The following is a 22,070-nucleotide window of genomic DNA, read 5'->3' on the forward strand; positions in this document are numbered from 1 at the left end:
TTGTTCCTCCAGCCGCGGGCCTTTCGGCTTGTTCTCCCGCTGGATAACTGCTTTCGACGTTTTACGCTGCACGCCCGGGTCAGTTGCCAACCCTCTGAACCGTTGAGGCCGGTTCATCGCTGCCTTCGAATCTGGGCCGGTGATGATCCGGCAAGGTAAAGCGGTGGAGCTAAAGAGCGGCGCGGCTTTCGCTGCGGGGCCGGTGTCGTTTGGCTTGACTAAAATATAAGCGGACTTATTTATCGAGTCGATAAGTGTGCTTATATTATTTCGTGTGTACGAAAAAAAGCCCGCTCACTGGCGGGCTCGTTTCAACCTTCGCAATACCCTCGCCACCCGATCCTTACGGCCCCTCCCTCCAGGTGCTCGATGCGCACACCGCTTGTTTCTTCTATCTCCTGAATCACTTGCTGCCAGGCTTCCGGACTTTCGTCGTCATTGCGAGCAACAGTGAGGACCTGGACCTTTTGCACCTTCGGAGCGGTGATGAGGCGCTGGATTCGACGACCGACAATTTCGTAAGACTCTCGGGAGTGGCTTGCGGATGAAGCAGTAGCGGGCATTGATAGCTCCTTGCTTATACTGGATGTACATACAGTATTGTGGCTGTCATAGTTTGGCAAGGAGAGGGGGGACGTAATGAGGTGCGCGCGAGTGATCTCTGGTCCTCAGCAGAGTTGCGGCTGTGAGGTGGTGCGTTCTATGTGAGCTAGATTGAAGAGTTTGAGAGCGAGGTGTAGAGGTCTCAGTACGATGTCGCGATCGCCAGAGCCAACTGCTGATCAGTCATATGGGGCTGCCTATAGGTCGAGCGATAGAACCGAACCGCCTGCTCAAATTGAGCGCCGCGGATCTCGCCATCTGAACCGATGAACGCAAGCGCATCGGCTTTCGCAGGCTTGAAGTTTTTTGTAGCTAACTCAGAAAGTCCGGTAGTTCCTGACAGGAGGGTAGTTGGAGCCATCGTGATCATCATCATCGAGTTTTGGTACGAGCCCTTGTCCTCCGCTAGGATTTGAGTGCTGATAATTGCCAAAATGGCGATAGCCAGGGCTTTCAATGACAGCCTCCTTGCTGCGTGGTTTTGATTGCATAGCGATGTCAGACGAGGGATTTGGCAGAAACAGCCCCGCTCTGGACCGGGGTATTTTATTGCAGAGCAGAAGGATTACCCTTTTTGATCTGCCTTAGTATCTCGTTTTTGTCTTCTGCGTAACTGATGACACGCACATGCTCAAACGACGTCAACTCGTCCCAAATCTCTCACAGTTTCTTTGGCTTCAACCAATCTTTCCGTAGTAGAGATTCAGTGCGATCAGTTCAAAAACCGCCACCATCACGCAGAATAAAACGAATCCTCGGGTGAAGACTCGGCGAGGTTTTTCATAGCCTTGGTAGCTACTGAGCACGCTGCATAGGTTGCCCATGAACTCAAAAAAATCCATCAGATTCCCAATCTCGGTTCAGTAACGCCGTCGTATAGGGGTTGTACTATCGTTCATACCGCTTCCCACCTGTAGAAATTAGATACAGCCGCTCTGAGTAGGGCAGGCGGGCAATGATTGTGGTCTTGCTCACTACTGCCCCCATGGTCACTCCTCGGCAGAGCAGGCTCACACTGCCTTGCAGTCGCTCACACATAGCGTCCGCACTGTCGATAAAGTTGGTTTGGTTCAGGCGCAGCATTATCACTGTGCGACCCTCCGGCACAGCACCGATCGGAGGGACGACGAAAACAGTTAGCTGGGTGTAGATGACTATCGCAAAGAGAGCAATGATCCCGGCAACCATCAGCTTTTTCATGGAATCCTTTCCTATTGGTGTGAGACGCAGCGTGTCTTACCTGGCTAAAACTTCTGGAGCGCTCGGACCACGACACCCACGATTCGGCAATGCTCGTCAAATGGTTCAATCGGGTAACCAGGGTTTAGTGGTTTCAGAAACAAGCGTCCGCCGTCACTGACAAGCTTCTTGAACGTGGCTTCATTGCTATCTGGCAGCTTGGCCACAACCAGCTTGCCCGGGGCAACCTCGGCTTCGGTGTCGACCAGGATGAGAGTGCCTTCAGTGATGCTCTGGCCCGCTGGCGCGGTCATAGAGTCGCCTTTGACTGTCAGCCAGAAAGCCGCACCTTTTGAGTCGTACTCGGAGAACTCGTACCGATCGGAGAAACCGGCAGGGTAGGGCTCAATGGCTTCGGCCCACGCGCCAGCTGCTACCCAGCTGATCACCGGGTAGCGATATGACTCAACATGTTGGCGCGCTTCGCCAACATTCAAGTCTTTGCTGCTCCCCCCAATCATCGGACCGATGTTTTCAGAAAGCCATATGGCATTAACCCCGCATACATGCGCAATTTTGGGTAGATGTGCGCTTTGCAGGTTTTTTCCTGTTTCAAGCTGCGAGATTACCGGCTGCTCAACACCCACTTTTAGTGCGAGGGCTTTCTGCGTCAGCTTTGCGTGGTTCCGCGCGGATTTGATTCGTTCGGCGAGTGTGCTCATTCGCTGGAATTTATAAGTTCCCTTATCAGCTTGCAAATAAGTATCCTTCTACTTACGATATAAGCATGCTTATTAGGAGGGTTCTTGCATGACCCCGATCGAAAAACTCGTCGACTTTTTTGGCGGGCAAACCAAAACAGCTTTGGCCCTCGATGTTTCCCAAGCCGCGGTTTCGTACTGGGTCGCCGGTATTCACACGATGGGTGCTGAAAAAGCATTTAAAGCGGAGGCGCTGACGGGCGGAGAAATCACGGCTCGAGACCTTTGTACGCGCCAGAAGGATCAGCAGTCCGCGGCTTGAAATGCCTACCCATCGACCGATGGATCAAATGTTCGCCCAAGCGTTGGCAGGGTGCCACGGAAACTATTTTGAGGTTTTACGAATGGAAGAATTTTTGGACGCGTGCCAGGCAGCAGTGAAGGGCAATGCACCAAAGACCTTGGCTGCAAAGATGGGCGTTCCGCATGTTGGTTTGCTTCAGCGCGCGAACCCCGACAACGAGGCTCACCACCTGACCGTTGAGCATTTGTTCGGGATTTTGTTGCACACCGGGGACATGCGTCCTCTGCTGGCACTGGCCAATGAGTTCGGCTTTGACTTGGTATCGAAGTCCGCGCCCGAACCTCAGGCGCTGACCAAATCGCTGATCAACGTAGGAAAAGAAGTCGCCGATCTGACAATCGCAGTTCACCAAGCGCTCGACGACAACCACGTCAGCGCTTTCGAGAAGAGCTTGATCCGGCAGGAGATCAACCACGTACGCCAGAGCCTAGATGTGATGGACGCGTCCGTTAAGGCCGCCTGAATAGCGGGCACAAAAAAGCCGACGGAGAAGGTCGGCTAATTCGCAAAACTAGAGAGGCCCGATTATGCAGAGCCAACCCAATTCGAGCAATACCCCGAACAATGTCGCGACACGTTTTCAGAATTCACCAAACGTGTCGCGGACTTGTGTTTTTTTCCTTCGCGTCAGGAAGACCTGACATGCAATTCACCGTCACGATCAATCAAGTGAAGGCGCTGGAGTGGGGGCTGAATTCGCAGCAGGCCCTGCTGTTTGCCTTTGTCTATGGCTGTCCGAGCTGGACCAAGCCGATCAAGACCGACGACGGGATCTTCTTCGCGTTAAGCAAGGCCAAAGTCATCGAAGAGCTGCCGTTGCTCACCGATAAGCCAGACACCGCTTACCGCATGCTGAAGGCCCTGGAAGAGGCCGGTTTGATTGAGCTTTCCAGCACATCGAACATCACCCTGTTTCGCCTCACCGAGAAGGCGATCGAGTGGAACCAGAAGCTGGACGGGTCGGAAAAATATCCGACCCCGCCGAAGAAGGAAGGTCGGAAGAAAATCCGATCTACCTCGGAAAAAAATCCGATCAAGGTCGGAGAAAAATCCGAGGAAGGGTCGGAAAAATCTCCGACAAATCAGGATACCAATCATCAGGATACCAATCAGGAAACCAGTCAGGACTTGCAGAGCGGCTCCGGCAAGCCGGCCCGCAACCTGGTGCTGGTGGTTGACCGCACTGACGCGCCACGGGTCGAGATCCCCGCTGACATGCCTGGTCCCAAAGATCAGTCCTGCAAAACCTTCAAGGTCTGGGCGAACTACGCCATGGCCTACCGCAAGCGCTACAGCACCTGGCCGGTGTGGAACGCCAAGATTGGTGGACAGCTCGGCCAACTGGTTGACCGACTCGGCGCCGATGTCGCTCATCACGTCGCAGCTCACTACCTGAAGACCAGCGACGCCGGCGTCCTGCGCAAGTGCCACAGCCTCAACGAGCTGCTGGCCAACGCCGAGAGCTACCACACCCAGTGGGTTACTGGTCAGCGCATCAACGGGACCACCGCCCGCCAGATGGAGCGTACCGAGGCAAACGTCTCCGCTGCCGAGCAAGCCGCGCAAATGGTCTTGGCCAAGCGCCAAGGGGGAGAGCGCAATGAATACCTCTGAAATGAACGATCACCAGGTTGCCGGGCTCGCTGCAGCGATCTGCGCCACCGCCGAGGCCATGGGTCAGGAAATGAACCCAGGCACTGCGGCGATGATGGCTGAAGACCTCTGCGCTTACTCGGTGCCCACCGTGAAGGCTGCGTTGAAGGCCTGCCGCTTCGAGGTGAAGGGGAAGCTGGCGATGGCCGACATTCTCCAACGAGTGCAGGCCGCCGACGGTCGCCCGGGTAAGGACGAAGCATGGGCGATCGCCATGAACACGAACGACGAGTTCGAAACCGTGGTGCTCACCGACGAAATCCAGCTCGCGCTGGCCGCTGCAAAACCTGTCCTCGATGCCGGCGACAAGGTCGGCGCCCGGATGGCGTTCATAAGCGCCTACGAGCGATTGGTTGGCCAGGCCCGTGAGGACAATAAGCAGGTCAACTGGCACGTGTCCGTTGGATTCGACGCCAACCGCCGCACCCAGGCGATCACCAAGGCCGTACAGATGCAGCGCATTCCCCAAGAGCGCGCCCAGCAGTACCTGGCCGACTTGAGTGTCGCGCCGGTCACTGAAGACGGTAGGGCTGTCGTTGCGCTGCTCACAGGCGAAGTCGCGCGGCCTTCGCCAAAACTCCGGGAGAAGCTCGCCGCGGTGAAGGACTCGATGCTGGCTATGCGCAAAGCCTCAGATGATGAAAAAACAGAACTGCGAATTTTGGCAGCCAATGAGCTGGCCGATCGCCGGGCGCTGCTGATTCAGCAGGCCGAACAATTGGAAGCAAGGAGCGCGGCTCAGTGAACGATTTCAAAAACCTCCACCGCAGCCTCTGCGAGCGCTTCGGATATTTCCACGACGAGATCGACTGGCAGCGTGATCGGGTGTCGCTGGAAGAACACATCGCCGCGCAGTTCAACCATGTCAGCGCTGAGAATGCTGCTCTACGCGGGCAGGTGGAGGCATTGCAGTGCGCTGCTGACCAGCTCCAGGAGCAGGTCGAGACTCTGGGCGTGAAGGTGACGCCATGAATCCCGAATACACGCTCCGCGACCAACTCGACGTCAACCGGCTGGCCGGCGTTCTGCACGCCATCGACCTGAGCAAGCCGAAGGTCGTGGTGATCCGAGACGAGAAACGTCCAGACGTTTGCAACCGGAAGATGTGGGCAATGCTCAAGGACGTCTCTGACCAAGTCATTTGGCATGGCAAGAAGCTCACCAGTGAGGACTGGAAGTGCCTTTTCAGCGCCTCATTGGAGAAGCAGCGCGCCGAGCCCGGCCTGGACGGTGGATTTGTCGTGATGGCCGTTTCCACCCGCAAGCAGTCCCAGAAGTGGTTCAGTGATCTGTTCGAGCTGATGCAGGCCTTCGGTGCCGAGCATGGCGTGCGCTGGACGGAGCAAGACAAGTGGGGAGGGCGGTATTGATGCGGACTGCCCTCAAGGAGGTGAAGCTGAAAAGCTGCAGAGCCTGTGGTGACAAATTCCGGCCGTCACTCTCGACGCAGAAGGCTTGCAGCGTGAAGTGCGCGCTGGATCTGGCCAAGCAGCCGTCGAACCAGCAGGTGGCCCGCAAAGCGATCGATCAACGCGAGCGCCGAGAGATCAAGGTCCGCAAGGAGAAGCTGAAGAGCAGGGCGGATCACATCCGTGAGGCACAAGCCGCGGTGAACGAGTACGTCCGTCTGCGAGACGCGCATCTACCGTGCATCAGCTGCGACTCGATGCCAAACGACAACGACCTCCTGACCGGCAGCCGCTGGGACGCGGGGCACTACCGCTCCGTCGGCGCCTGCCCGGAACTGCGCTTCGAGCCGCTGAACATCCACCGCCAGTGCGTGAAGTGCAACCGCAACCTGTCCGGCAACGCGGTGGAGTATCGGATCCGCCTGGTGCTGCGCATCGGTGCCGACAAGGTGGCTTGGCTTGAAGGGGCTCATCCGGCCTGTAAGTACACCGTCGAAGAAATCAAAACCATCAAGGCCGAATATCGGGCAAAGACCAGAGAACTGAAAAAGGAAGCAGCATGAAACTGATCAACGCAAGGCAGGTATGGACTGAGGCACAGCACGAATCGAACGCGTCGATCAGCGCTGCGGCAATTGAACGAGCCGAATCGGCACCGGTGAAGAAGGGCGCCCGCATGCGCCGGCATGAGGCTGTGTTCGCTGCGCTGGGTGATGACAAGGAAGAGCGCATTCAGGTCGTGCGCGAAAGGATCAGCATCAGTGAAACACGTCGCACGCCAGTTGGTCGCTCTACTGCTCGCGCCGCGCACCTGGCCATGATCGGTAAGGTGTTGCGCGCGATCGACACACTGCCTTTCCAGGTGCAGCAGTTCGGGCACTACCTGTATCACCCTGCGATGAACATGCGGCATTTGCTGAACGCTGTGCTGCTGATCACCGCCAAAGCGGCTCTACCGGATCTGACTTCGGCCAAGCGCGTGAAGGCACAGTATTTGGTCACTCTGGCCCTGCAGTCGTACAAGGGGCAAGTCCAGGGGGCGGCGGAGTGGGGGCCGGCGCGGGTGGCTGCGGAGATGAATGGCTTCTTCGGTGTGGCGATTGAGCCAAAGCATTGGAACAGGGACTGGATTGCCTTGTGGGATTCACTGAAAAAGGTGATCGAGGAAGTGGATATTCAGGCACAGAAGCCAATATGGCAGGTGATCCACTCGGAAAAAGATCGTGAGGCGGCATAAAGTTGTTGACATGGTGGGGTTTTGCGCGTACTTTTTCCATAGTGCACAAGTAACGCGAAACGCACACCAAACCCTGAACCCGGCAAAATGCCGGGTTTTTAGAGCTTGAAATTTATCAAGCCGCCCATATGTAAGGTGACATCACCTAACTATGGATGGTCAAAATGAAACTCAGCTTCGCTATGCAGAGGATCTTTCGCGATCCTCACACTACATTCTTGCCAGATCAAGAAACCGCATTTCTAGTACGCGTTCAGCTTTCGAACGGCAGCCAATACGAGAATTTCCATGAGCGCATGGCCGAACAGGGATTTTCTCAGACCATCAAGGATATGTCTGGGGGTATGAAGCAGCTCCCTGATGCAACATATTTCATTTCTGGCCTTCCAGAAAAAACTAGCCCAGAAGTAGTTTTCGGCCGAGCCAAGAAAGCTATTGATAATCACAAGAAGCTTTCTGATCAGACGAACATCAAAGAGCATATCATTGTGGTGAAGGCCTCGGATGCTTGGTTTGACCTCGAAGACTATGAAAAAAAGGAAGACTGAAACGGATCAGTCGATGATGCCCGGCAAAGCGCGGAGTTTTTTGTTTCCTCTTCAAATCCTGTTAACTTGCCTCGCTTAAACATAGGAGGCTTGATCTTGACCGAATATATTGTTGAGCAATCAAAAGATAGGCCGGATGACTGGAACGTGTTGATAGGCGAGCGCGTTGAAGGCCCTTTCAGGTCATTGGAAGTGGCCAATTCATGGGCAGTTTGGTTTGCATTACGGGATCTTGAATCATTCCTGCTCGACAAGAGACATGAGATCTACAAATCGTTTGCCCAAAAGGTGAGCGCCGAAGCAGAATCACTTGAAGCATGTATAGAAAATCACTTGGTGCAAGACCCGTGCGATTCGGCCTCGATGGCGAAACTGACGGCAGAGTATGTGAAGTTTGAAGATAATTATCATTCGCTCTTTGAAGAGGCTAAAATCTCTATCACGCTTGCGGAGCTACCTGCTCCAGAGCAGAAGTCAGACTCAATGCTTTTGACCAACAAGCCCCAGACGCCCCAGACGCCCGAAAAGCGTGAGAGCCGCTGGAAGTTAGGCGGCGACTAAATAATTCATTCAAGTTTGCAAGAGTTGGGAATGATGGGTCGATGAGATATGGCGTCGACGTTGGAATAAATTATTGAACAGCGCCGTAAAGACGAGCGCATCTAAACAGGGCCCCTGCATATGCAGGGGCTTTTTGTTTTCAGCTCCCCACGCCCATTGCTCCAAGCTGGGAGTGCAGTTGGAGCTGATTCAAATACGCAGGTGATTGCCTGCCAATTGACCACCACTCCCTTACGGGGAGGAATCGAGATGCCAAACATGCCAGACAAACCAGACACATGGGCGATAGCGCTTGCGTGGTTGAGCCAGCATTCGCCGATCCTCTATGCGGCTGCGCTGTCCTGCGCGATGGCTGTACTGCGGATCACTTATGGGGGCGGTACTCGTCGCCAGATGCTGGTGGAAGGCGCCATTTGCGGCGGCTTGACACTGACCATCATCAGCGGCCTGGACTTCTTCGGCCTGCCGCAGAGCATGGCCACTTTTGCCGGCGGCTGGGTTGGATTTCTGGGAGTGGAGAAGATCCGCAACATCGCGGACCGGGTGACTGACTTCAAGTTGCCGAGCCGCAAGCCTGAGTAGTGAGGGCCTTGGCGGGACCTCTACGCTTCGATTTGCTCGGGGCTGGTGAGCTGTTCATTCAGCACTTGGCAATGAGATTCTGCCTGCGCAGCCTGAAGGAAGTTTTGATTGATCGCCTGACCTGTTCGGGCATCGACGATTCGATAGTAGAAGCCGTTCAAAACGCCGTTCGCGGGTCTCTTTTGTACGATGAACACTTCTTCCATGGCCTGGTCCCCTTGAGTCAATTCCTACACCCTAGTCCCTGAGATCTTATTTTCCAGTGAAACAGATGAGTGGGGACTTTTCTTGCCGACTGAGCAATCAAGGACTTGTCTCGACGTGTTCAGCGAATCAGCAAATTGTGCCGCGATGCTGAAGAGTGGTTTCAAGTGTGGGCTGTATCGCAAGCCGGTCTTCTCAGACCCTGATTCGTTTTAGGGTAATTGCGAGCATCATCGAGGAAGTGATTCCAGGCATCAGGAATATGCATGTGGCTTCTGGGATTTCGCGAACGTAGTAAGCGACGATCAAACCCCAGACCATGGTCACCACAGCGCCAAACGCCAGTAGGCGAGCGTTTCGAAGATTAGGTGAGGCTGCCATTGAGAGCGCGTAGATTTTCCAAGCCGAACCGATGCTGAAAATCGAAATGATGCAGACACCGATGGATCCTGCCACCACGAGGGTAGTGGTAGGAGGAATAAACATAGCGGGGACAAAGATGCCAATCATGCCCGCTGTGAAAAGCAAAGTAATGGGGAGTAGGCCGGCAAGTGCTCCGATTGTCAGCCCGATGCGCAGTTTTTTTAGGTTTACCATGTTCCTTGCCTTGAGCCTTGTCGCGCCAATCACGTGGCCACTGGCATCCAGCGACCATTTCAAGCATTGAGCGAGGTAGGGGAAGGGAGGTGTGCCGCCGGTGAGTGCGGCACCGCCAAGTTATTGATCGGCGAAGGTGATTTTTGCACTGACCACCAACTGCCCGTCCACTGTGATTCTGCAGAAACTCTGTGGTGCAGACTTATTAGCATCAGCCTTGAGGGGGTCGCATTGAAGTCGACCAGTTTTATCTCCAAGCGGCACATTTATGCCTTTTGTGGTTTCGCCGAAACCAGCTTTGAAGAGGCGGTGATAAGCGGGGCCAGCCAAGATCAGTGGCTCGCCTTCATTCAGCAATCCGGAGTTCGGGGTCGCGCATAGCATACCGAACACCCGCTCACCGCCGATGATGTTGGCATCTGAATAGCAGACTCTTTGCCCTTGCTTGGTGACAATTTCGGAGGGGCCTTTGTTGGTCCAAGTTTCCTTTGGTGCAGTGGCGCATCCGAAGAGAGTTGTAGCAGCCAGTAGGCCGATAGCAGCAGAGCGAACAAGAGCAAAAGGCATAGGTCGAGCGTCCTTACTAGTGAAAATGCGCCCATCAATACCGGCAACAGGCCACTATTTCAAGTTTAGGGTGATCCATGGACAGGCCGTTCCCTCCATCGTCATTTCTTGAGTTATCTGATCTATCCGACTTCGGTATCCGCCTGACCCCAGCTCCTGAAGTATGGGAATGGCTCCAGGCCGAGATCCTTGCCGATACCGGCAGCATTCAAAACGAAGAGCATGCCCATCTGATTGATGCGGAAATTCGTGTGATGTGGGCGTCTGCCGCCTTCACGAAGAAGGGTAGGACGGTGGTGGGCCAGGCCGAGCAGGTCGCATTCCGTGCTGGAGGTTGGCAGAAGGCCCGAATGGAACAGCAGATGATGGATTGGTTCGGCGACGTGCCGGCCTACATCATCACCCTGGCTGCCGACTACTGCGCCCAGTGTTCCGACGCTGACTTCTGTGCCCTGGTCGAGCACGAGCTGTATCACATAGCCCAAGCGACCGATAAATACGGTCAACCAGCGTTCACCCAGGAAGGTTTGCCCAAACTCGAGATGCGCGGACACGACGTTGAAGAATTCGTCGGAGTTGTCCGCCGCTACGGTGCGAGTCCGGCAGTTCAAGAGCTGGTGGACGCTGCAAACAATCCTGCTGAGGTGGGGAAAATGAACATTGCGAGGGCCTGCGGAACCTGTCTGCTCAAGTCGGCCTGATCCTTGACAGGACCTTGACGGAATAAACCCATATGGCAGCCCTGAAAGATGAGGTGAAGCGCTTCGTTGTGCAGGCGCTTGCCTGCTTTGATACGCCCACTCAGGTAGTGCAGGCGGTCAAGGAAACATTCGGAGTCGAAGTGTCTCGACAGCAGTGCGAGCAGTACGACCCAACGAAACACGCTGGCCGCGACCTTGGCGTGAAGTGGAAAGCAGTGTTTGAAGATACCCGCAAGCGCTTCCGCGAAGAGACTGCTGAAATCCCAATCGCGAACCGGGCGTACCGCCTGCGTGCCATGAACCGCTTTGTGGAAAAGGCCGAGACGATGAAGAACATCGGTCTGGCCATGCAGATCTTGGAGCAGGCCGCGAAGGAAGTCGGAGACGTTTACGTCAACCGACAGAAGAAGAGTGATGACGAAGGCGAACCGGTTGTGCCGACATCGGTGCAGGTTCATGTGATCGATGCGAGGAAGCCGGATGCCGAGCCTGAATGTTCCGCAGGCTGATTTCCTCCAGCTTCCGCACAAATTCCGTGGCTTCGTCGCCGGGTTCGGCTCGGGCAAGACCTGGGTCGGTTGCGCTGCGCTCTGCAAGCACGTGTGGGAATGGCCGGGTATCAACTCCGGCTACTTCGCTCCGACCTACCCGCAGATCCGCGACATCTTCTTCCCAACCATTGAGGAAGTGGCCTACGACTGGGGCCTGAAGGTCAAGACGAAGGAGAGCGACAAAGAAGTCGACTTCTACAGCGGCAAGCAGTACCGAAGCACCACGATCTGCCGGTCGATGGAAAAGCCGCAGACGATCGTCGGTTTCAAGATCGGCCACGCGCTGGTCGACGAGCTCGATGTGTTGCCCTCGCTGAAGGCGCAGCACGCCTGGCGCAAGATCATTGCCCGGATGCGTTACAACGTGTCCGGGCTGAAGAACGGCGTTGACGTGACCACGACCCCTGAAGGGTTCAAGTTCGTCTTTCAGCAGTTCGTGAAGCAAATCCGCGAGAAGCCGGCGCTGGCTGAGATGTACGGGCTGGTCCAGGCCAGCACCTTCGACAACGAGTTGAACCTACCGGACGACTACATTCCTTCGCTGATGGAGTCGTACCCCGAGCAGCTGATCCGCGCGTACCTGAATGGCCAGTTCGTCAACCTGACGTCTGGATCGATCTATCACGCCTACGACCGCAAGCTGAACCAATGCTTCGATACCGTCCAGCCCGGCGAACCACTGTTCATCGGCATGGACTTCAACGTCGGCAAGATGGCGGCGATCACCCACGTCAAACGTGACCAGGGTATGCCGCGTGCAGTGGATGAGTTGATGGATGGCTACGACACGCCGGACATGATCCGACGCATCAAAGAACGGTACTGGGAACACACGGGCACCGACTTCAGGAAAACCTGCGAGATCCGGATCTACCCGGACGCCTCCGGTGATTCGCGTAAGTCAGTCAATGCCAGTCTCACCGATATCGCCATGCTCAAGCAGGCAGGCTTCACGGTCATCGCGCCGGCGGCAAACCCACCGGTGAAAGACCGGATCAACGCCATGAACGCCATGTTCTGCAATGCGCAGAGCGAGCGGCGTTACTTGGTCAATCCGTTCACCTGTCCGACATACGCCGACGGCCTGGAACAGCAGATCTGGGCGCCAAACGGCGAGCCGGATAAGAGTCAGGGCAACGACCACGCCAACGATGGCGGCGGTTACTTCATTCACCGCGAGTACCCGATTATCAAACCGGTCACCGCCATCAAAATGGGATACGCCCGATGAGCAACGACGTCTCCTTCAAACGGGCGGACTACATTGAAGCCCTGGACCGTTGGGCCACGGTGCGCGATGTATGCGCCGGCCAGCACAGAGTTGTAGACCGGCTGCCGTACATCAACGCGCACGACACGTCGCTTGAGAATAAGGACCGCAACAAAGCCTATCGTGAACGGGCTGTGTTCAAGAACGCCACGGGGCACACCCGAAACGGTCTACTCGGCTTGGCCTTTCACAAAGACCCGACGCTGGCTGTTGCGAAGAAGATGGAATACCTGCAAGACAACGCCAACGGCTCCGGTGTGAGCATTTATCAGCACTCGCAAGGCACGTTGGAAAAGGTGCTTGAAGCTGGGCGGCATGGCCTTTACGTCGACTATCACCAAGACGCCGGCGCCGGTGGCCATTCTGTGATCCTGTCGTACTGCGCGGAGGACATCATCAACTGGCGCACAGGGATGGTGAATGGTCACAGTGTTCTGACCCTGGTGGTGCTACGCGAGTCACCGGAGATCGAAGACGGCTTCGGTTTCAAGGTGGTCGAGCAGTACCGGGAGCTGGCGCTTGAGGCTGACGGCTTCGTTTGCCGAGTTTGGCGCAGATCCGGACCGAAAGGTGGCGGGCCGCTGGCAGTGATAGAGGAGTTCAGACCAGCAGGCGCCGCTGGTCGCTTGAAAGAGATTCCGTTTACCTTCGTTGGTGCGCAGAACAACGACCCAAGCATTGACGAGTCACCGCTCTACGACATCGCCATGATCAACTTGGGCCACTACCGTAACAGCGCCGACTACGAAGACAGCGTCTTTTGGTGTGGCCAGGCCCAGCCGTGGATTTCCGGGTTGGATGAACAGTGGGTGAAGCTGCTGGAGGAGAAGGGCATTTATGTCGGCTCTCGGGCCCCCATGTTACTGCCGACAGGAGGCCAGTTCGGTTACGCGCAGCCAGCACCGAACACATTGGTGAAGGAGGCCATGGCCGACAAAAACCAGATGATGATCGAGCTGGGCGCACGGATGGTCGTGGCTTCTCTCTCGTCCAAGACGGCGACCGAAGCCCGTGGCGATCAGTCTGCATCGACTTCGGTGCTTGCCGGCTGCGTGGCCAACGTCAGTGAGGCCTATACCAGAGCGATCATGTGGTGCTGTACCTACATGGGCGTAAGCGACACGAAAGTCGCCTACCAGGTCAATCAGGAGTTCGTCGAACTAACGGCGGATCCGCAGATGATCACTGCGCTGGTTGGACTCTGGCAGAACGGCGGCTTCGCGAAGGCGGATCTTCGGGCGTACCTGCGCAAGTTGGGTCTGATCGCGCCTGAGCGCACAGACCAGCAGATCGATGGTGAACTGGCAGAGCAGGGCGACGGCCTGGGCTTGGACGATGAGGACAAGGTAGATGGCGGCAAACCAAGCAATCCTTGACGCCACGATTCGGCATGCGGTCTTCCTCGAAAAGCTGAAGGCCGGAGAAGTCGGCAAGTTTATCCCCTTCCTGAAGGAGATCGACCGCTCGATTCGCGACCGACTCACCCAGTCAGATCTGACCGAGTACAACGTGAAACGGCTGGAGGTGCTGCTGAAGGAGGTCGACAGTCTGTTGCTTGGAATCTTTGACCGCTACAGCGCGCAACTGAACCTCGATCTGATCGACATCGCCATCTACGAGGCCGAGTTTGAGGCGTCGAGCCTGGCTCGAGCGGCCCCGGTTGGCGTCTCGCTGGATGCGGTCGCGCCGACGGCAGCGGCTATACGCGCTGCTGTTCTGACGAACCCTCTCAGTGTGCGCGGCACCGGTAGCGGCAAGCTGTTGAAGTCGTTCATCAAGGGCTGGACAAGTGCAGAGCGTGAGCGCGTCACCGGCACTATCCGGCAGGGCTACTTCGAAGGGCAAACGAACTTCCAGATCATTCGAAACATCCGCGGCACGAAGGCGGCCGGTTACAAGGACGGCATTCTCGCCACCACCAACCGCAACGCCAACACGGTTGTGCACACCGCGATTCAGCATGTGTCTTCCCAAGCGCGCATGGAGGTGGCCAAGGCCAACACGGACATCGTGTCCGAGGTTGAAATGGTCGCCACGCTGGACAGCAAGACCAGCCAGCAGTGTCGGTCGATGGATAAACGACGATTTCCGGTCGACTCCGGCCCGCGACCGCCGTTTCACCCGAATTGCCGTACTACGTTCGTCCTGCTGACCAAGCTCAGCGAGATGTTCGCCAAGGGCGCTACGCGGGCGGCGGTGGGCGCAAATGGAGCAGGGCAGGTCAGTGCGAGCCTCGACTACTACCACTGGCTTCAGCAGCAGCCGGCGTCGTTTCAGGACGTGGCTATCGGGCCGGTGCGGGCAAAGCTGTTTCGCGAGGGCGGTCTGACAGTCGAGCGCTTTGCAGAGCTACAGCTTGATCGCAATTTCGCGCCGCTGACGTTGGTGCAAATGAAGGCGTTGGAGCCGCTGGCATTTGAGCGTGCGGGTGTGTGAAACGCATGCAAACCACCGCCCATAACGGCATTTTTATGGTGGTAGCCTTTTGTAAACACACAACGAGAGGCTACAACCATGCATTCACAATCAGAGCAGGACTTTGATCACACCATTAATTTTGTTTTGAACACTCTGCGCCTTGCACCAGACCCACGCTGGTTTTTCGGCAGCGTCCCTGTAATCGGTGATGCTGCAAAAGATCCTGAAAAACTGATCAAGCGGGTAAGGGAGGTGGCCGAAGCTAACGGGTTCGGTCATGTGGGGCTAAATATCCTGGGTGGCAACCACATCGCGTTCAACGGCTCCAAAGACTGACACGGTCAGCGCCACACGAACATTCGACTCATACACAGCCTCGGCACACGCCGGGGCATTTTTATGCCTGCTAAGCGGGCAGCTGATACCCAAGGGGTGCATCAACGTGGCAGAAGAAAACGACATCGACCTGGAAAATCCGGCAATCAAGGCTGCTATCGCGACTGCCGTTGAGGCCTCTGTTTCTGGGCTGAAAACCAAAAACTCTGAGCTGCTGGGCAAGCTGAAGGAAACCACCGGCAAGCTGACTCAGTTCGAAACGCAATTCGAAGGTATCGACATCGATGCAGTGAAGGGTCTGCTCAGCCGTGCCGGCCAAGACGAAGAAACCAAGCTGCTGACTGAGGGCAAGGTGGATGAGGTCTTCAATCGTCGCACCGAGCGCTTACGGGGCGACTACGACAAGCAGTTGAAGGCCATCAGCGAGCGTGCCGAAAAGGCTGAATCTTTTGCAGCCAAGTTCCAGGGAAAAGTCCTGGGTGATTCGGTACGCAGCGCAGCACTGAAGGCTGGCGCACTGCCAGGAGCGACCGACGACATCATCCTGCGCGCCAAAGGCGTGTTCACTCTTAACGAAGATGGAGACGCAGTCGCCGTTGATGAGTCTGGCCAGGCCATCTTCGGTAAGGACGGTAAGACTCCTCTTACTCCGCTCGAATGGGCGGAATCGCTGCGCGAAAGCGCACCCCACTTGTGGCCGAGGGCTACAGGAACAAATGCCCTGGAGCAGGTAAATGGCAAGGCCATCTTCAAACGCTCCGAAATGACCTCCGAGCAAAAGCGCGACTTCCAGCGCAAGCACGGCCAAACCGCATATCTGCAATTGCCCAAGTAAGGGGATTCACCAATGGCAACGACTGTTAACAGCGACCTGATCATCTACAACGATGAGGCGCAAACCGCATACCTGGAGCGTGTCCAGGACAATCTCGATGTCTTCAACGAATCGTCCAATGGCGCGATGGTGCTGGACAACGAACTGATCGAAGGCGACTTCCGCAAGCGTGCTCTCTATAAGTTGAATGGTTCGCTGGAGCATCGCGATGTCAATTCTGAGGGCAAAGTAACTGCCAAGAAAATCAGTGCCAGCGAAGCTGTTGGCGTTAAGGCTCCGTGGAAGTACGGCCCGTATCAAACGACTGAAGAGGCGTTCAAGCGCCGCGGTCGCCCAGTCGAAGAGTTCTCCCAGATTGTTGGCGCTGACGTAGCTGACGCGACCCTGGAAGGCTTCATCCAGTACGCAACCGCAGGTCTGCGTGCTGCCATCGGCTCCAACGCCGACATGGTGGTTTCGGCCAACATCGAAACGGACGGCAAGAAGACGCTGACCCGCGGCATGCGCAAGTTTGGCGATAAGTTCGGCCGTATCGCACTGTGGGTCATGCACTCCAGCGCCTATTTCGACATCGTCGACGAGGCCATCACCAACAAGATTTACGAAGAGGCGGGTGTCGTGATCTACGGCGGCCTGCCGGGCACGCTTGGTAAGCCGGTGTTGGTCACCGACACCGCGCCGGCCGATGTGATCTTCGGCTTGCTTCCTAACGCCGTGACGATCACTGAATCTCAGGCACCTGGTTTCCGTTCTTATGAAGTGAACGACGAAGAAAACCTCGGCATCGGCTACCGCGCAGAAGGCACCGTGAACATCGACGTGCTGGGTTACAGCTGGAAGGCCTCCACCGGTGGCTCTAACCCAACACTGGCTGCTGTAGGTTCGGCTGCCAACTGGGTCAAGCACGCTGGCAGCAACAAGGTTACGGCTGGTGTGATGATCAAGCTGACTGCGACGCCTCCTGCTACTGGCGGCTAAACCCGAAATCACTGTGCGGCCAGCAATGGCCGCCATGGAGAGCGTTATGGAATTGACCTATAGCAACCAACTTGGCGAGTTCGATCCGGACAAGCGTTATCGGAATCCCGAGCACTTCGATAAGCCAGAGGCAGGTGTGACTCATGCTGTTGTGATTGGCGACTGGCCGAAGGTAGTCGACGCTTATGAGGCCCTGGGCGTCGAGGTTTCGGTGTTGCAGCCGTTGATCGGCCAGCCGGTTGATTCGGGTAATGCCGACACCATTGCCAGCCTGGAACAGGAGAACGACGGCCTGCGAACTGAGCGCGCTGGCATCCTGCGACTGCTTGAAGCTGCCGAGGGGCAGTCGGAGCTGGAGCACCCGGGCGCCGGCGAACTACCGATCCGCTTGTTCGATGCGCTGAAAGCTATTCACGAAGATTTCGTAACCCTCACAGGCGTGCGTGACATTCTGACAGGCGAGGCTGAATCGCTCCGAGCTGAAATTGCTCGCCTCAAGGCAGCAGTGGAGCCAGTCGACAATGCCGAGAAGATCGCCGGTCTCAAAGCGCAACTCGACGCTGCCAACGTGACGTATCGGGCGAATGCTTCGGTAGAGTCGCTGGAAAAGGCAGTTGCTGATCTGCAGCAGGCGTAATAATCCGGGTGCCCCGCAACTCGGCACCCGATCAAGAACACCACAGCGAGCTGATTCATGACTCTCATCATTGAGGACGGTACCGGTAAACCTGACGCCGAAAGCTATGCATCCGCCGAAGACCTGGCCATGTACGCCGTGAAATTCGGCGTGACCATTCCGGTGGAAGTGCCAGCGCAGGAGGCGCTGCTGCGTCGTGCCGCACTGGCGATGGATGGCATGAAGTGGAAAGGACGGAAGACCAACAGCGAGCAGGCCCTGTCCTGGCCGCGCCGGGGCGTCGAGCTGGATCGCGAGATCAAGCCTGACAACTACCTGCCGGCGCGAATCCAGTACGGCCAGATGGCTTTGGCTGCCGAGATCCACACAGACGATATCGACCCGATCGAAAAGCGAAAAGGCGCGGTAACGCTGGAGCGTGTCGAAGGCGCGGTAACTCGCGAGTACGCGATGATCCCAAACACCAGCGGCCGACTGCTGCCGGCGGCGCCTGATCGGCCGAGTACAACGCAGTTTGCTGACTACTTGCAGCGTCGGGGGTTGTTCGCCATTCGTGCTTGATTTAGCGTCTTGCCTTCACTTCAAGGAGAGCAGGATGAAACTGAATACAACACGACAGCAGCTCGAAGTTTGGGAGAAGGCTTACTTTGCGGCTCTTACTGGATTTTCAGCGAGGGTGGGGATGCCTGCGGATGAGATCGTCAAGCAAGCATCCTATACAGCTGACAAAGCTCTTCATGCGTACATTGAGAAGTATGAGAATTTTACTAAGGCTTCAACTGACTAACCATTAACGGAGCAATCATGGTCACCTTCTACGACGAAATGGCCATGATGGCTCTGGAGATGATCACAGAGTTTGGCCAGCCGGTGACCATTCGCGCAACGACTGTCGGTGAGTACGACCCGGAGGCCGGATCGGCACCACCTGACAGCACCAAAGAGCAGACCGCCCAAGGCATCCTGCTCGACTTCACCGGTCAAGAGTTCCAGAACAACAGCCTCATCAAGCAGGGCGACAAGAAGCTGAAGATCGCCGCGCAGGGGCTGGAGTGGGTGCCGGACCTTTTGAACAAAGTGATCATTCAGGGGCGCACCTGGTCAATCGTGCCGCCTTTGAAAGAAGTGAATCCGGCCGGTACCCCGGTCCTGTATGAATTGCAGGTGCGGTCATGAGTCGCGCGGGCGCCGGCCAGTCCGGCAGCTTTGCACTGAGCCTCGCCGAATTCGCTGCCCAAGCCACGGAAGCCATAGACGCCAGTCTTCGAGAGATCGTCATCGAACTCGGCAACAGCGTCATCCGTATGTCGCCGGTGGGCAACCCCGAAATCTGGGCGGCGAACGTCGCTCACCGCCAAGCGAATAGCAGGGCGGCTGATGATTACGACTTCAAGGTCAGCGTTCGCAACACACTCATCAATCTCGACGAATCGAACTTCACGAAGGCTGGCAAACTCCGGCGCGGCGTGAAGTACGCCAAGCCGCTGACCAAGGCTGAGCGTGACCAGAACTTCAACGTGAACGGCCTTGTTTCTGGCAAGGGCTACGTCGGAGGCCGGTTCCGTGGCAACTGGATGTTCAGCATCGGATCACCGGACAGCACCACGACTGACGAAGTCGACCCGAGCGGTGCCAAATCAACGGCACGGATCGTTGCCGGCGCGATCGAGTTCAAGGCGGGCGATACCTGTTACATCACCAACAGCCTCGGATACGCGATCCCGCTGGAGTTTGGGCATTCGACTCAGGCGCCCGGTGGGATGGTTCGCATCACCGTGGCCCGCTTTCAGCAGATCGTGTTGGAAGCCATCAGGAAAAACCAGGTATGAGCCATAACACCATTGCTTCGATCTACGAGACCCGGCTGATTGCCTGGGCAAAGGCTTTGCCGACACCGCTCAAGGTTGTGGTGGAGAACGAGGTATTCACTCCCATCGACGGCGCCACCTATCTGAGGGCGTTCACTTTGCCAGGTGATACCGCGAGCAACACGCTGGCGGGTGACCACAAGCTGTACACCGGAGTGTTCCAGGTCAGCATCGTGACGCCATCGGGCAAGTTCCGCGGCGCGGCCGGCACGCTGGCTGACCAGATCGCTGCCCTGTTCCCGCTGTACGAACGAAACACGAAGAGCACGCTGACCGTGGTGACCATGACGCCGGTTGATCAGGGACCAGGTATTCCAGACGACACGACCTACACCGTGCCGGTCTCGTTTCAATACCGCGCTGATACGTGACCTTAGCTGTTTTGTTGCTACCCCGGACCACATTCACCAAATCACCATGCAGCTATAATCGCTTCCTTTTTCCATGGATTGGCAGATGAAAAGCCTGGAAGACCTGATAGATAGCCGCGACCCTGCACTATCTCTCGTTGAAAAGATGTTGGCAGAAACAACCTGCAATTGTGAGTTGCTACCTCCGTCCTCTGATAACTCAAGAGTCCTCTCTGCCCTGCAGGTTTCGACCAGATCAACGCTGGGCGCCATCGCTTACGAAACTGGCGGCCTACTGATCGATCACGGTTGGTTGCGAATACTTGGCTCTGGGCATCCGCAATTATCTCGAAATCTCGCTGACTGGAACGACGGCCGCGCAGAAGGTTATTTGCTGGTCGCCGATGATGCCGTTGGAGGGTTCTTTTCCATCAATGGTGGCGGGCTTGGGGATGACGTGGGGGAGATGTATTACTGGGCGCCAGACACGTTGCAGTGGGAACAGCTGGAAATTGGATATACCGACTTTCTCAGTTGGGCTTTGAGTGATCGTCTTGCGACCTTTTACGACGGTTTGCGTTGGGAGGGTTGGCGTAGCGACCTGCAGGCACTGAGGGCAGATCAATGCTTCTCTTTTTTTCCGTTTCTTTGGACGCGGGAAGGCTCAATCGAAGAAAGCCGCCGAACGATGGTCGATGTCATTACGCAGTTCGAAATGAATGTTGAGTTGGCTAGTCAGCTCGACAAAGGTTCTGAACAGTCAGCCTGAGCTGCCTCGCTAAGGGCTTGGTTCTACATTTAACAATTCAACTTACCACCAAGAAAACCCGCCATTGAGCGGGTTTTGTCATTTCTGAAAAGAGGAAAAACCATGGCTGGCATTCAAATGCCCAACGGCGCAACGTTCGAAATTGCTTCCGCCTATGGAGCTGCAATCCTATTCACAGCACTGACCAACGCGAGTCCTGCAGTGGCCACTGCTGCAGCGCACGGGCTGGCCGAAGGCGACATCATCGCCGTCAACTCGGGCTGGACACGTCTCGACGGTCGCGCCGTTCAAGTTGCCGATATCGCCAGTGGCACTTTTGCCCTAGGAGGCGTCAACACCACCAATGTCCAGCAATATCCAGCAGGCTCGGGCGTCGGTTCCGCGCGCGAAGTGACCTCGTTCACCGAGATCTCGCAAATCACCGAACTGAACTCCACCGGTGGCGACCAACAGTTCCTGACCTATGGCTTCCTCGCCGATGACGACGATCGTCAGATGCCGACCACCAAGAACCCGATCACGCTGACGATCACCGTTGCGGACGATCCGTCGAAGCCCTACGTCGATGTCTGCGAAGCCGCGGATGACGACAAGCAACCGCGAGTGCTCCGCCTCAATCTTCCAGGCGGCAGCAGCATCGTCTACAACGGCTACGTGTCGATCACTTCGACCCCGACCATGTCGCGCAACAACCTGATGACTCGCGTTATCAGCGTTGCACTGACTGGCCGTCCTGCCCGTTACTCGGCGGTGGTGTAACCATGGCCAAGTTCAAAATCGCCCAAAACCCGACCTTCAAAGCCGACGTGGACATTCCTCGCGTCGGCGGTACCACGATCAAGGTTCCGTTTGAGTTCAAGTACCGAGATCGTAAAGAGCTCGCGAAGCTGTTTGCAGGCTGGCAAGAAAGCGCGAAGGAAGACCAAGAGCGCTTCAAGGCCAAGGGTGATGATCTTACCTTGATCGAGATCACTGACTCGCACGTCGAGCGGCAGGTCGAGCAGGTGACCCAATTGGTAACTGGCTGGGGCTTCGAGGACAAATTGAACTCCGAGTCAATCCGCGCACTGGTGGAAACATCGGCCGGTGCCGGTGACGCGATCGTTGATGCCTATCAGAAGGCCTTCTCGGCGGTTCGCCTGGGAAACTGAC

General features: G+C 56.4%; 35 protein-coding genes. 28 read left to right on the top strand and 7 right to left on the bottom strand.

Annotation, left to right across the window (positions count from 1 at the left end):
• Positions 1-311: 311 nt before the first annotated feature.
• The 4 genes from AC07VV_RS03140 to AC07VV_RS03155 form a co-directional block, all read right to left on the bottom strand.
• Positions 312-563 carry a DUF1654 domain-containing protein gene (locus AC07VV_RS03140; RefSeq protein WP_495035244.1) on the bottom strand — a complete coding sequence of 84 codons (252 nt, stop codon included), beginning with the start codon at positions 561-563 and terminating at the stop codon, positions 312-314.
• 182 nt (positions 564-745) lie between these two features.
• On the bottom strand, positions 746-1,051 hold the full coding sequence (locus AC07VV_RS03145) for a DUF2388 domain-containing protein (RefSeq protein WP_495035926.1): 306 nt from the start codon (positions 1,049-1,051) through the stop codon (positions 746-748).
• A 440-nt stretch (positions 1,052-1,491) separates the two neighbouring features.
• Positions 1,492-1,803 (bottom strand): hypothetical protein, encoded by a 312-nt coding sequence (locus AC07VV_RS03150; RefSeq protein WP_495035245.1) that lies wholly within the window; start codon positions 1,801-1,803, stop codon positions 1,492-1,494.
• A 44-nt stretch (positions 1,804-1,847) separates the two neighbouring features.
• Positions 1,848-2,504, bottom strand: a complete 657-nt coding sequence (locus AC07VV_RS03155) for a LexA family protein (RefSeq protein ID WP_495035927.1) — start codon at positions 2,502-2,504, stop codon at positions 1,848-1,850.
• A gap of 88 nt (positions 2,505-2,592) precedes the next feature.
• Here AC07VV_RS03155 and AC07VV_RS03160 point away from each other — a divergent pair, with 88 nt between their 5' ends.
• The 11 genes from AC07VV_RS03160 (at position 2,593) to AC07VV_RS03210 (ending at position 8,837) form a co-directional block, all read left to right on the top strand.
• On the top strand, positions 2,593-2,805 hold the full coding sequence (locus tag AC07VV_RS03160; RefSeq protein WP_495035246.1) for a transcriptional regulator: 213 nt from the start codon (positions 2,593-2,595) through the stop codon (positions 2,803-2,805).
• Between the two features lie 82 nt (positions 2,806-2,887).
• Positions 2,888-3,310: a phage regulatory CII family protein gene (locus tag AC07VV_RS03165; protein WP_495035247.1), complete on the top strand. Its 423-nt coding sequence runs from the start codon at positions 2,888-2,890 to the stop codon at positions 3,308-3,310.
• Positions 3,311-3,489: 179 nt separating this feature from the next.
• Positions 3,490-4,461, top strand: a complete 972-nt coding sequence (locus AC07VV_RS03170) for a phage replication protein (RefSeq protein ID WP_495035248.1) — start codon at positions 3,490-3,492, stop codon at positions 4,459-4,461.
• Positions 4,448-5,245 (top strand): hypothetical protein, encoded by a 798-nt coding sequence (locus AC07VV_RS03175; protein WP_495035249.1) that lies wholly within the window; start codon positions 4,448-4,450, stop codon positions 5,243-5,245. Before AC07VV_RS03170 ends, AC07VV_RS03175 begins: the two co-directional genes overlap by 14 nt.
• Positions 5,242-5,472 (top strand): hypothetical protein, encoded by a 231-nt coding sequence (locus tag AC07VV_RS03180; RefSeq protein WP_495035250.1) that lies wholly within the window; start codon positions 5,242-5,244, stop codon positions 5,470-5,472. Before AC07VV_RS03175 ends, AC07VV_RS03180 begins: the two co-directional genes overlap by 4 nt.
• The gene (locus AC07VV_RS03185; protein ID WP_495035251.1) at positions 5,469-5,870 is read left to right on the top strand and encodes a recombination protein NinB; all 402 of its coding nucleotides are present in this window, start codon (positions 5,469-5,471) and stop codon (positions 5,868-5,870) included. The genes AC07VV_RS03180 and AC07VV_RS03185 overlap by 4 nt, the downstream gene beginning before the upstream one ends.
• Positions 5,870-6,472 carry a recombination protein NinG gene (locus AC07VV_RS03190; protein ID WP_495035252.1) on the top strand — a complete coding sequence of 201 codons (603 nt, stop codon included), beginning with the start codon at positions 5,870-5,872 and terminating at the stop codon, positions 6,470-6,472. The genes AC07VV_RS03185 and AC07VV_RS03190 overlap by 1 nt, the downstream gene beginning before the upstream one ends.
• Positions 6,469-7,146, top strand: coding sequence for a hypothetical protein (locus AC07VV_RS03195; protein WP_495035253.1), 678 nt, complete (start codon positions 6,469-6,471; stop codon positions 7,144-7,146). Before AC07VV_RS03190 ends, AC07VV_RS03195 begins: the two co-directional genes overlap by 4 nt.
• 164 nt (positions 7,147-7,310) lie before the next feature.
• Positions 7,311-7,694 (top strand): hypothetical protein, encoded by a 384-nt coding sequence (locus tag AC07VV_RS03200; RefSeq protein ID WP_495035254.1) that lies wholly within the window; start codon positions 7,311-7,313, stop codon positions 7,692-7,694.
• 96 nt (positions 7,695-7,790) lie between these two features.
• Entirely contained in the window at positions 7,791-8,255 is a 465-nt protein-coding gene (locus AC07VV_RS03205; RefSeq protein ID WP_495035255.1) for a hypothetical protein, read from the top strand.
• A gap of 249 nt (positions 8,256-8,504) precedes the next feature.
• The gene (locus AC07VV_RS03210; RefSeq protein WP_150634722.1) at positions 8,505-8,837 is read left to right on the top strand and encodes a phage holin, lambda family; all 333 of its coding nucleotides are present in this window, start codon (positions 8,505-8,507) and stop codon (positions 8,835-8,837) included.
• A gap of 20 nt (positions 8,838-8,857) precedes the next feature.
• Here the strand turns inward: AC07VV_RS03210 and AC07VV_RS03215 are convergent, their stop codons facing one another.
• The 3 genes from AC07VV_RS03215 to AC07VV_RS03225 form a co-directional block, all read right to left on the bottom strand.
• Complete coding sequence (locus tag AC07VV_RS03215; RefSeq protein ID WP_495035256.1) at positions 8,858-9,043, bottom strand: hypothetical protein; 186 nt, start codon at positions 9,041-9,043, stop codon at positions 8,858-8,860.
• A gap of 193 nt (positions 9,044-9,236) precedes the next feature.
• Complete coding sequence (locus tag AC07VV_RS03220; RefSeq protein WP_495035257.1) at positions 9,237-9,701, bottom strand: hypothetical protein; 465 nt, start codon at positions 9,699-9,701, stop codon at positions 9,237-9,239.
• A 57-nt stretch (positions 9,702-9,758) separates the two neighbouring features.
• Positions 9,759-10,205, bottom strand: coding sequence for a hypothetical protein (locus AC07VV_RS03225; protein WP_495035258.1), 447 nt, complete (start codon positions 10,203-10,205; stop codon positions 9,759-9,761).
• A 77-nt stretch (positions 10,206-10,282) separates the two neighbouring features.
• Here AC07VV_RS03225 and AC07VV_RS03230 point away from each other — a divergent pair, with 77 nt between their 5' ends.
• The 17 genes from AC07VV_RS03230 to AC07VV_RS03310 all read left to right on the top strand — a co-directional run bounded on the left by AC07VV_RS03230 (position 10,283) and on the right by AC07VV_RS03310 (position 22,069).
• Positions 10,283-10,906 carry a putative metallopeptidase gene (locus AC07VV_RS03230; protein ID WP_495035259.1) on the top strand — a complete coding sequence of 208 codons (624 nt, stop codon included), beginning with the start codon at positions 10,283-10,285 and terminating at the stop codon, positions 10,904-10,906.
• Positions 10,907-10,938: 32 nt separating this feature from the next.
• Entirely contained in the window at positions 10,939-11,415 is a 477-nt protein-coding gene (locus tag AC07VV_RS03235) for a DUF2280 domain-containing protein (protein ID WP_495035260.1), read from the top strand.
• Positions 11,387-12,688 carry a terminase large subunit domain-containing protein gene (locus tag AC07VV_RS03240; protein WP_495035261.1) on the top strand — a complete coding sequence of 434 codons (1,302 nt, stop codon included), beginning with the start codon at positions 11,387-11,389 and terminating at the stop codon, positions 12,686-12,688. Before AC07VV_RS03235 ends, AC07VV_RS03240 begins: the two co-directional genes overlap by 29 nt.
• The gene (locus AC07VV_RS03245) at positions 12,685-14,103 is read left to right on the top strand and encodes a DUF4055 domain-containing protein (RefSeq protein WP_495035262.1); all 1,419 of its coding nucleotides are present in this window, start codon (positions 12,685-12,687) and stop codon (positions 14,101-14,103) included. Before AC07VV_RS03240 ends, AC07VV_RS03245 begins: the two co-directional genes overlap by 4 nt.
• Positions 14,078-15,163 (top strand): minor capsid protein, encoded by a 1,086-nt coding sequence (locus tag AC07VV_RS03250; RefSeq protein ID WP_495035263.1) that lies wholly within the window; start codon positions 14,078-14,080, stop codon positions 15,161-15,163. Before AC07VV_RS03245 ends, AC07VV_RS03250 begins: the two co-directional genes overlap by 26 nt.
• A 78-nt stretch (positions 15,164-15,241) precedes the next feature.
• The gene (locus tag AC07VV_RS03255; protein ID WP_495035264.1) at positions 15,242-15,481 is read left to right on the top strand and encodes a hypothetical protein; all 240 of its coding nucleotides are present in this window, start codon (positions 15,242-15,244) and stop codon (positions 15,479-15,481) included.
• Between the two features lie 106 nt (positions 15,482-15,587).
• On the top strand, positions 15,588-16,316 hold the full coding sequence (locus tag AC07VV_RS03260) for a hypothetical protein (protein WP_495035265.1): 729 nt from the start codon (positions 15,588-15,590) through the stop codon (positions 16,314-16,316).
• A 12-nt stretch (positions 16,317-16,328) separates the two neighbouring features.
• Positions 16,329-17,294 carry a major capsid protein gene (locus AC07VV_RS03265; protein WP_495035266.1) on the top strand — a complete coding sequence of 322 codons (966 nt, stop codon included), beginning with the start codon at positions 16,329-16,331 and terminating at the stop codon, positions 17,292-17,294.
• A gap of 46 nt (positions 17,295-17,340) precedes the next feature.
• Entirely contained in the window at positions 17,341-17,931 is a 591-nt protein-coding gene (locus AC07VV_RS03270; RefSeq protein WP_495035267.1) for a hypothetical protein, read from the top strand.
• 57 nt (positions 17,932-17,988) lie between these two features.
• Positions 17,989-18,492, top strand: a complete 504-nt coding sequence (locus AC07VV_RS03275; protein WP_495035268.1) for a DnaT-like ssDNA-binding protein — start codon at positions 17,989-17,991, stop codon at positions 18,490-18,492.
• A 34-nt stretch (positions 18,493-18,526) separates the two neighbouring features.
• On the top strand, positions 18,527-18,718 hold the full coding sequence (locus AC07VV_RS03280) for a hypothetical protein (RefSeq protein WP_495035269.1): 192 nt from the start codon (positions 18,527-18,529) through the stop codon (positions 18,716-18,718).
• A 17-nt stretch (positions 18,719-18,735) separates the two neighbouring features.
• Positions 18,736-19,107: a hypothetical protein gene (locus AC07VV_RS03285; RefSeq protein WP_495035270.1), complete on the top strand. Its 372-nt coding sequence runs from the start codon at positions 18,736-18,738 to the stop codon at positions 19,105-19,107.
• Complete coding sequence (locus tag AC07VV_RS03290; RefSeq protein ID WP_495035271.1) at positions 19,104-19,760, top strand: hypothetical protein; 657 nt, start codon at positions 19,104-19,106, stop codon at positions 19,758-19,760. Before AC07VV_RS03285 ends, AC07VV_RS03290 begins: the two co-directional genes overlap by 4 nt.
• Complete coding sequence (locus AC07VV_RS03295; protein WP_495035272.1) at positions 19,757-20,170, top strand: phage tail terminator-like protein; 414 nt, start codon at positions 19,757-19,759, stop codon at positions 20,168-20,170. Before AC07VV_RS03290 ends, AC07VV_RS03295 begins: the two co-directional genes overlap by 4 nt.
• A gap of 85 nt (positions 20,171-20,255) precedes the next feature.
• Positions 20,256-20,918 carry a DUF2625 domain-containing protein gene (locus AC07VV_RS03300; RefSeq protein ID WP_495035273.1) on the top strand — a complete coding sequence of 221 codons (663 nt, stop codon included), beginning with the start codon at positions 20,256-20,258 and terminating at the stop codon, positions 20,916-20,918.
• 102 nt (positions 20,919-21,020) lie between these two features.
• The gene (locus AC07VV_RS03305; RefSeq protein ID WP_495035274.1) at positions 21,021-21,677 is read left to right on the top strand and encodes a phage tail protein; all 657 of its coding nucleotides are present in this window, start codon (positions 21,021-21,023) and stop codon (positions 21,675-21,677) included.
• Positions 21,678-21,679: 2 nt separating this feature from the next.
• Complete coding sequence (locus AC07VV_RS03310) at positions 21,680-22,069, top strand: phage tail assembly chaperone (protein WP_495035275.1); 390 nt, start codon at positions 21,680-21,682, stop codon at positions 22,067-22,069.
• Position 22,070 lies beyond the last annotated feature (1 nt).

The sequence above is a fragment of the Pseudomonas sp. GW821-FHT02C04 genome, assembly GCF_059421845.1.

Bases quoted from the DNA above. Each gene is read 5' to 3' on its own strand.
- AC07VV_RS03240 (WP_495035261.1), top strand. From the start codon at position 11,387: ATGCCGAGCCTGAATGTTCCGCAGGCTGATTTCCTCCAGCTTCCGCAC.
- AC07VV_RS03165 (WP_495035247.1), top strand. From the start codon at position 2,888: ATGGAAGAATTTTTGGACGCGTGCCAGGCAGCAGTGAAGGGCAATGCA.
- AC07VV_RS03305 (WP_495035274.1), top strand. From the start codon at position 21,021: ATGGCTGGCATTCAAATGCCCAACGGCGCAACGTTCGAAATTGCTTCC.
- AC07VV_RS03185 (WP_495035251.1), top strand. From the start codon at position 5,469: ATGAATCCCGAATACACGCTCCGCGACCAACTCGACGTCAACCGGCTG.
- AC07VV_RS03170 (WP_495035248.1), top strand. From the start codon at position 3,490: ATGCAATTCACCGTCACGATCAATCAAGTGAAGGCGCTGGAGTGGGGG.
- AC07VV_RS03175 (WP_495035249.1), top strand. From the start codon at position 4,448: ATGAATACCTCTGAAATGAACGATCACCAGGTTGCCGGGCTCGCTGCA.
- AC07VV_RS03150 (WP_495035245.1), bottom strand. From the start codon at position 1,803: ATGAAAAAGCTGATGGTTGCCGGGATCATTGCTCTCTTTGCGATAGTC.
- AC07VV_RS03210 (WP_150634722.1), top strand. From the start codon at position 8,505: ATGCCAAACATGCCAGACAAACCAGACACATGGGCGATAGCGCTTGCG.
- AC07VV_RS03290 (WP_495035271.1), top strand. From the start codon at position 19,104: ATGAGTCGCGCGGGCGCCGGCCAGTCCGGCAGCTTTGCACTGAGCCTC.
- AC07VV_RS03200 (WP_495035254.1), top strand. From the start codon at position 7,311: ATGAAACTCAGCTTCGCTATGCAGAGGATCTTTCGCGATCCTCACACT.
- AC07VV_RS03190 (WP_495035252.1), top strand. From the start codon at position 5,870: ATGCGGACTGCCCTCAAGGAGGTGAAGCTGAAAAGCTGCAGAGCCTGT.
- AC07VV_RS03300 (WP_495035273.1), top strand. From the start codon at position 20,256: ATGAAAAGCCTGGAAGACCTGATAGATAGCCGCGACCCTGCACTATCT.
- AC07VV_RS03250 (WP_495035263.1), top strand. From the start codon at position 14,078: ATGGCGGCAAACCAAGCAATCCTTGACGCCACGATTCGGCATGCGGTC.
- AC07VV_RS03295 (WP_495035272.1), top strand. From the start codon at position 19,757: ATGAGCCATAACACCATTGCTTCGATCTACGAGACCCGGCTGATTGCC.
- AC07VV_RS03270 (WP_495035267.1), top strand. From the start codon at position 17,341: ATGGAATTGACCTATAGCAACCAACTTGGCGAGTTCGATCCGGACAAG.
- AC07VV_RS03155 (WP_495035927.1), bottom strand. From the start codon at position 2,504: ATGAGCACACTCGCCGAACGAATCAAATCCGCGCGGAACCACGCAAAG.
- AC07VV_RS03310 (WP_495035275.1), top strand. From the start codon at position 21,680: ATGGCCAAGTTCAAAATCGCCCAAAACCCGACCTTCAAAGCCGACGTG.
- AC07VV_RS03225 (WP_495035258.1), bottom strand. From the start codon at position 10,205: ATGCCTTTTGCTCTTGTTCGCTCTGCTGCTATCGGCCTACTGGCTGCT.
- AC07VV_RS03140 (WP_495035244.1), bottom strand. From the start codon at position 563: ATGCCCGCTACTGCTTCATCCGCAAGCCACTCCCGAGAGTCTTACGAA.
- AC07VV_RS03195 (WP_495035253.1), top strand. From the start codon at position 6,469: ATGAAACTGATCAACGCAAGGCAGGTATGGACTGAGGCACAGCACGAA.
- AC07VV_RS03255 (WP_495035264.1), top strand. From the start codon at position 15,242: ATGCATTCACAATCAGAGCAGGACTTTGATCACACCATTAATTTTGTT.
- AC07VV_RS03215 (WP_495035256.1), bottom strand. From the start codon at position 9,043: ATGGAAGAAGTGTTCATCGTACAAAAGAGACCCGCGAACGGCGTTTTG.
- AC07VV_RS03265 (WP_495035266.1), top strand. From the start codon at position 16,329: ATGGCAACGACTGTTAACAGCGACCTGATCATCTACAACGATGAGGCG.
- AC07VV_RS03280 (WP_495035269.1), top strand. From the start codon at position 18,527: ATGAAACTGAATACAACACGACAGCAGCTCGAAGTTTGGGAGAAGGCT.
- AC07VV_RS03230 (WP_495035259.1), top strand. From the start codon at position 10,283: ATGGACAGGCCGTTCCCTCCATCGTCATTTCTTGAGTTATCTGATCTA.
- AC07VV_RS03245 (WP_495035262.1), top strand. From the start codon at position 12,685: ATGAGCAACGACGTCTCCTTCAAACGGGCGGACTACATTGAAGCCCTG.
- AC07VV_RS03275 (WP_495035268.1), top strand. From the start codon at position 17,989: ATGACTCTCATCATTGAGGACGGTACCGGTAAACCTGACGCCGAAAGC.
- AC07VV_RS03235 (WP_495035260.1), top strand. From the start codon at position 10,939: ATGGCAGCCCTGAAAGATGAGGTGAAGCGCTTCGTTGTGCAGGCGCTT.
- AC07VV_RS03285 (WP_495035270.1), top strand. From the start codon at position 18,736: ATGGTCACCTTCTACGACGAAATGGCCATGATGGCTCTGGAGATGATC.
- AC07VV_RS03160 (WP_495035246.1), top strand. From the start codon at position 2,593: ATGACCCCGATCGAAAAACTCGTCGACTTTTTTGGCGGGCAAACCAAA.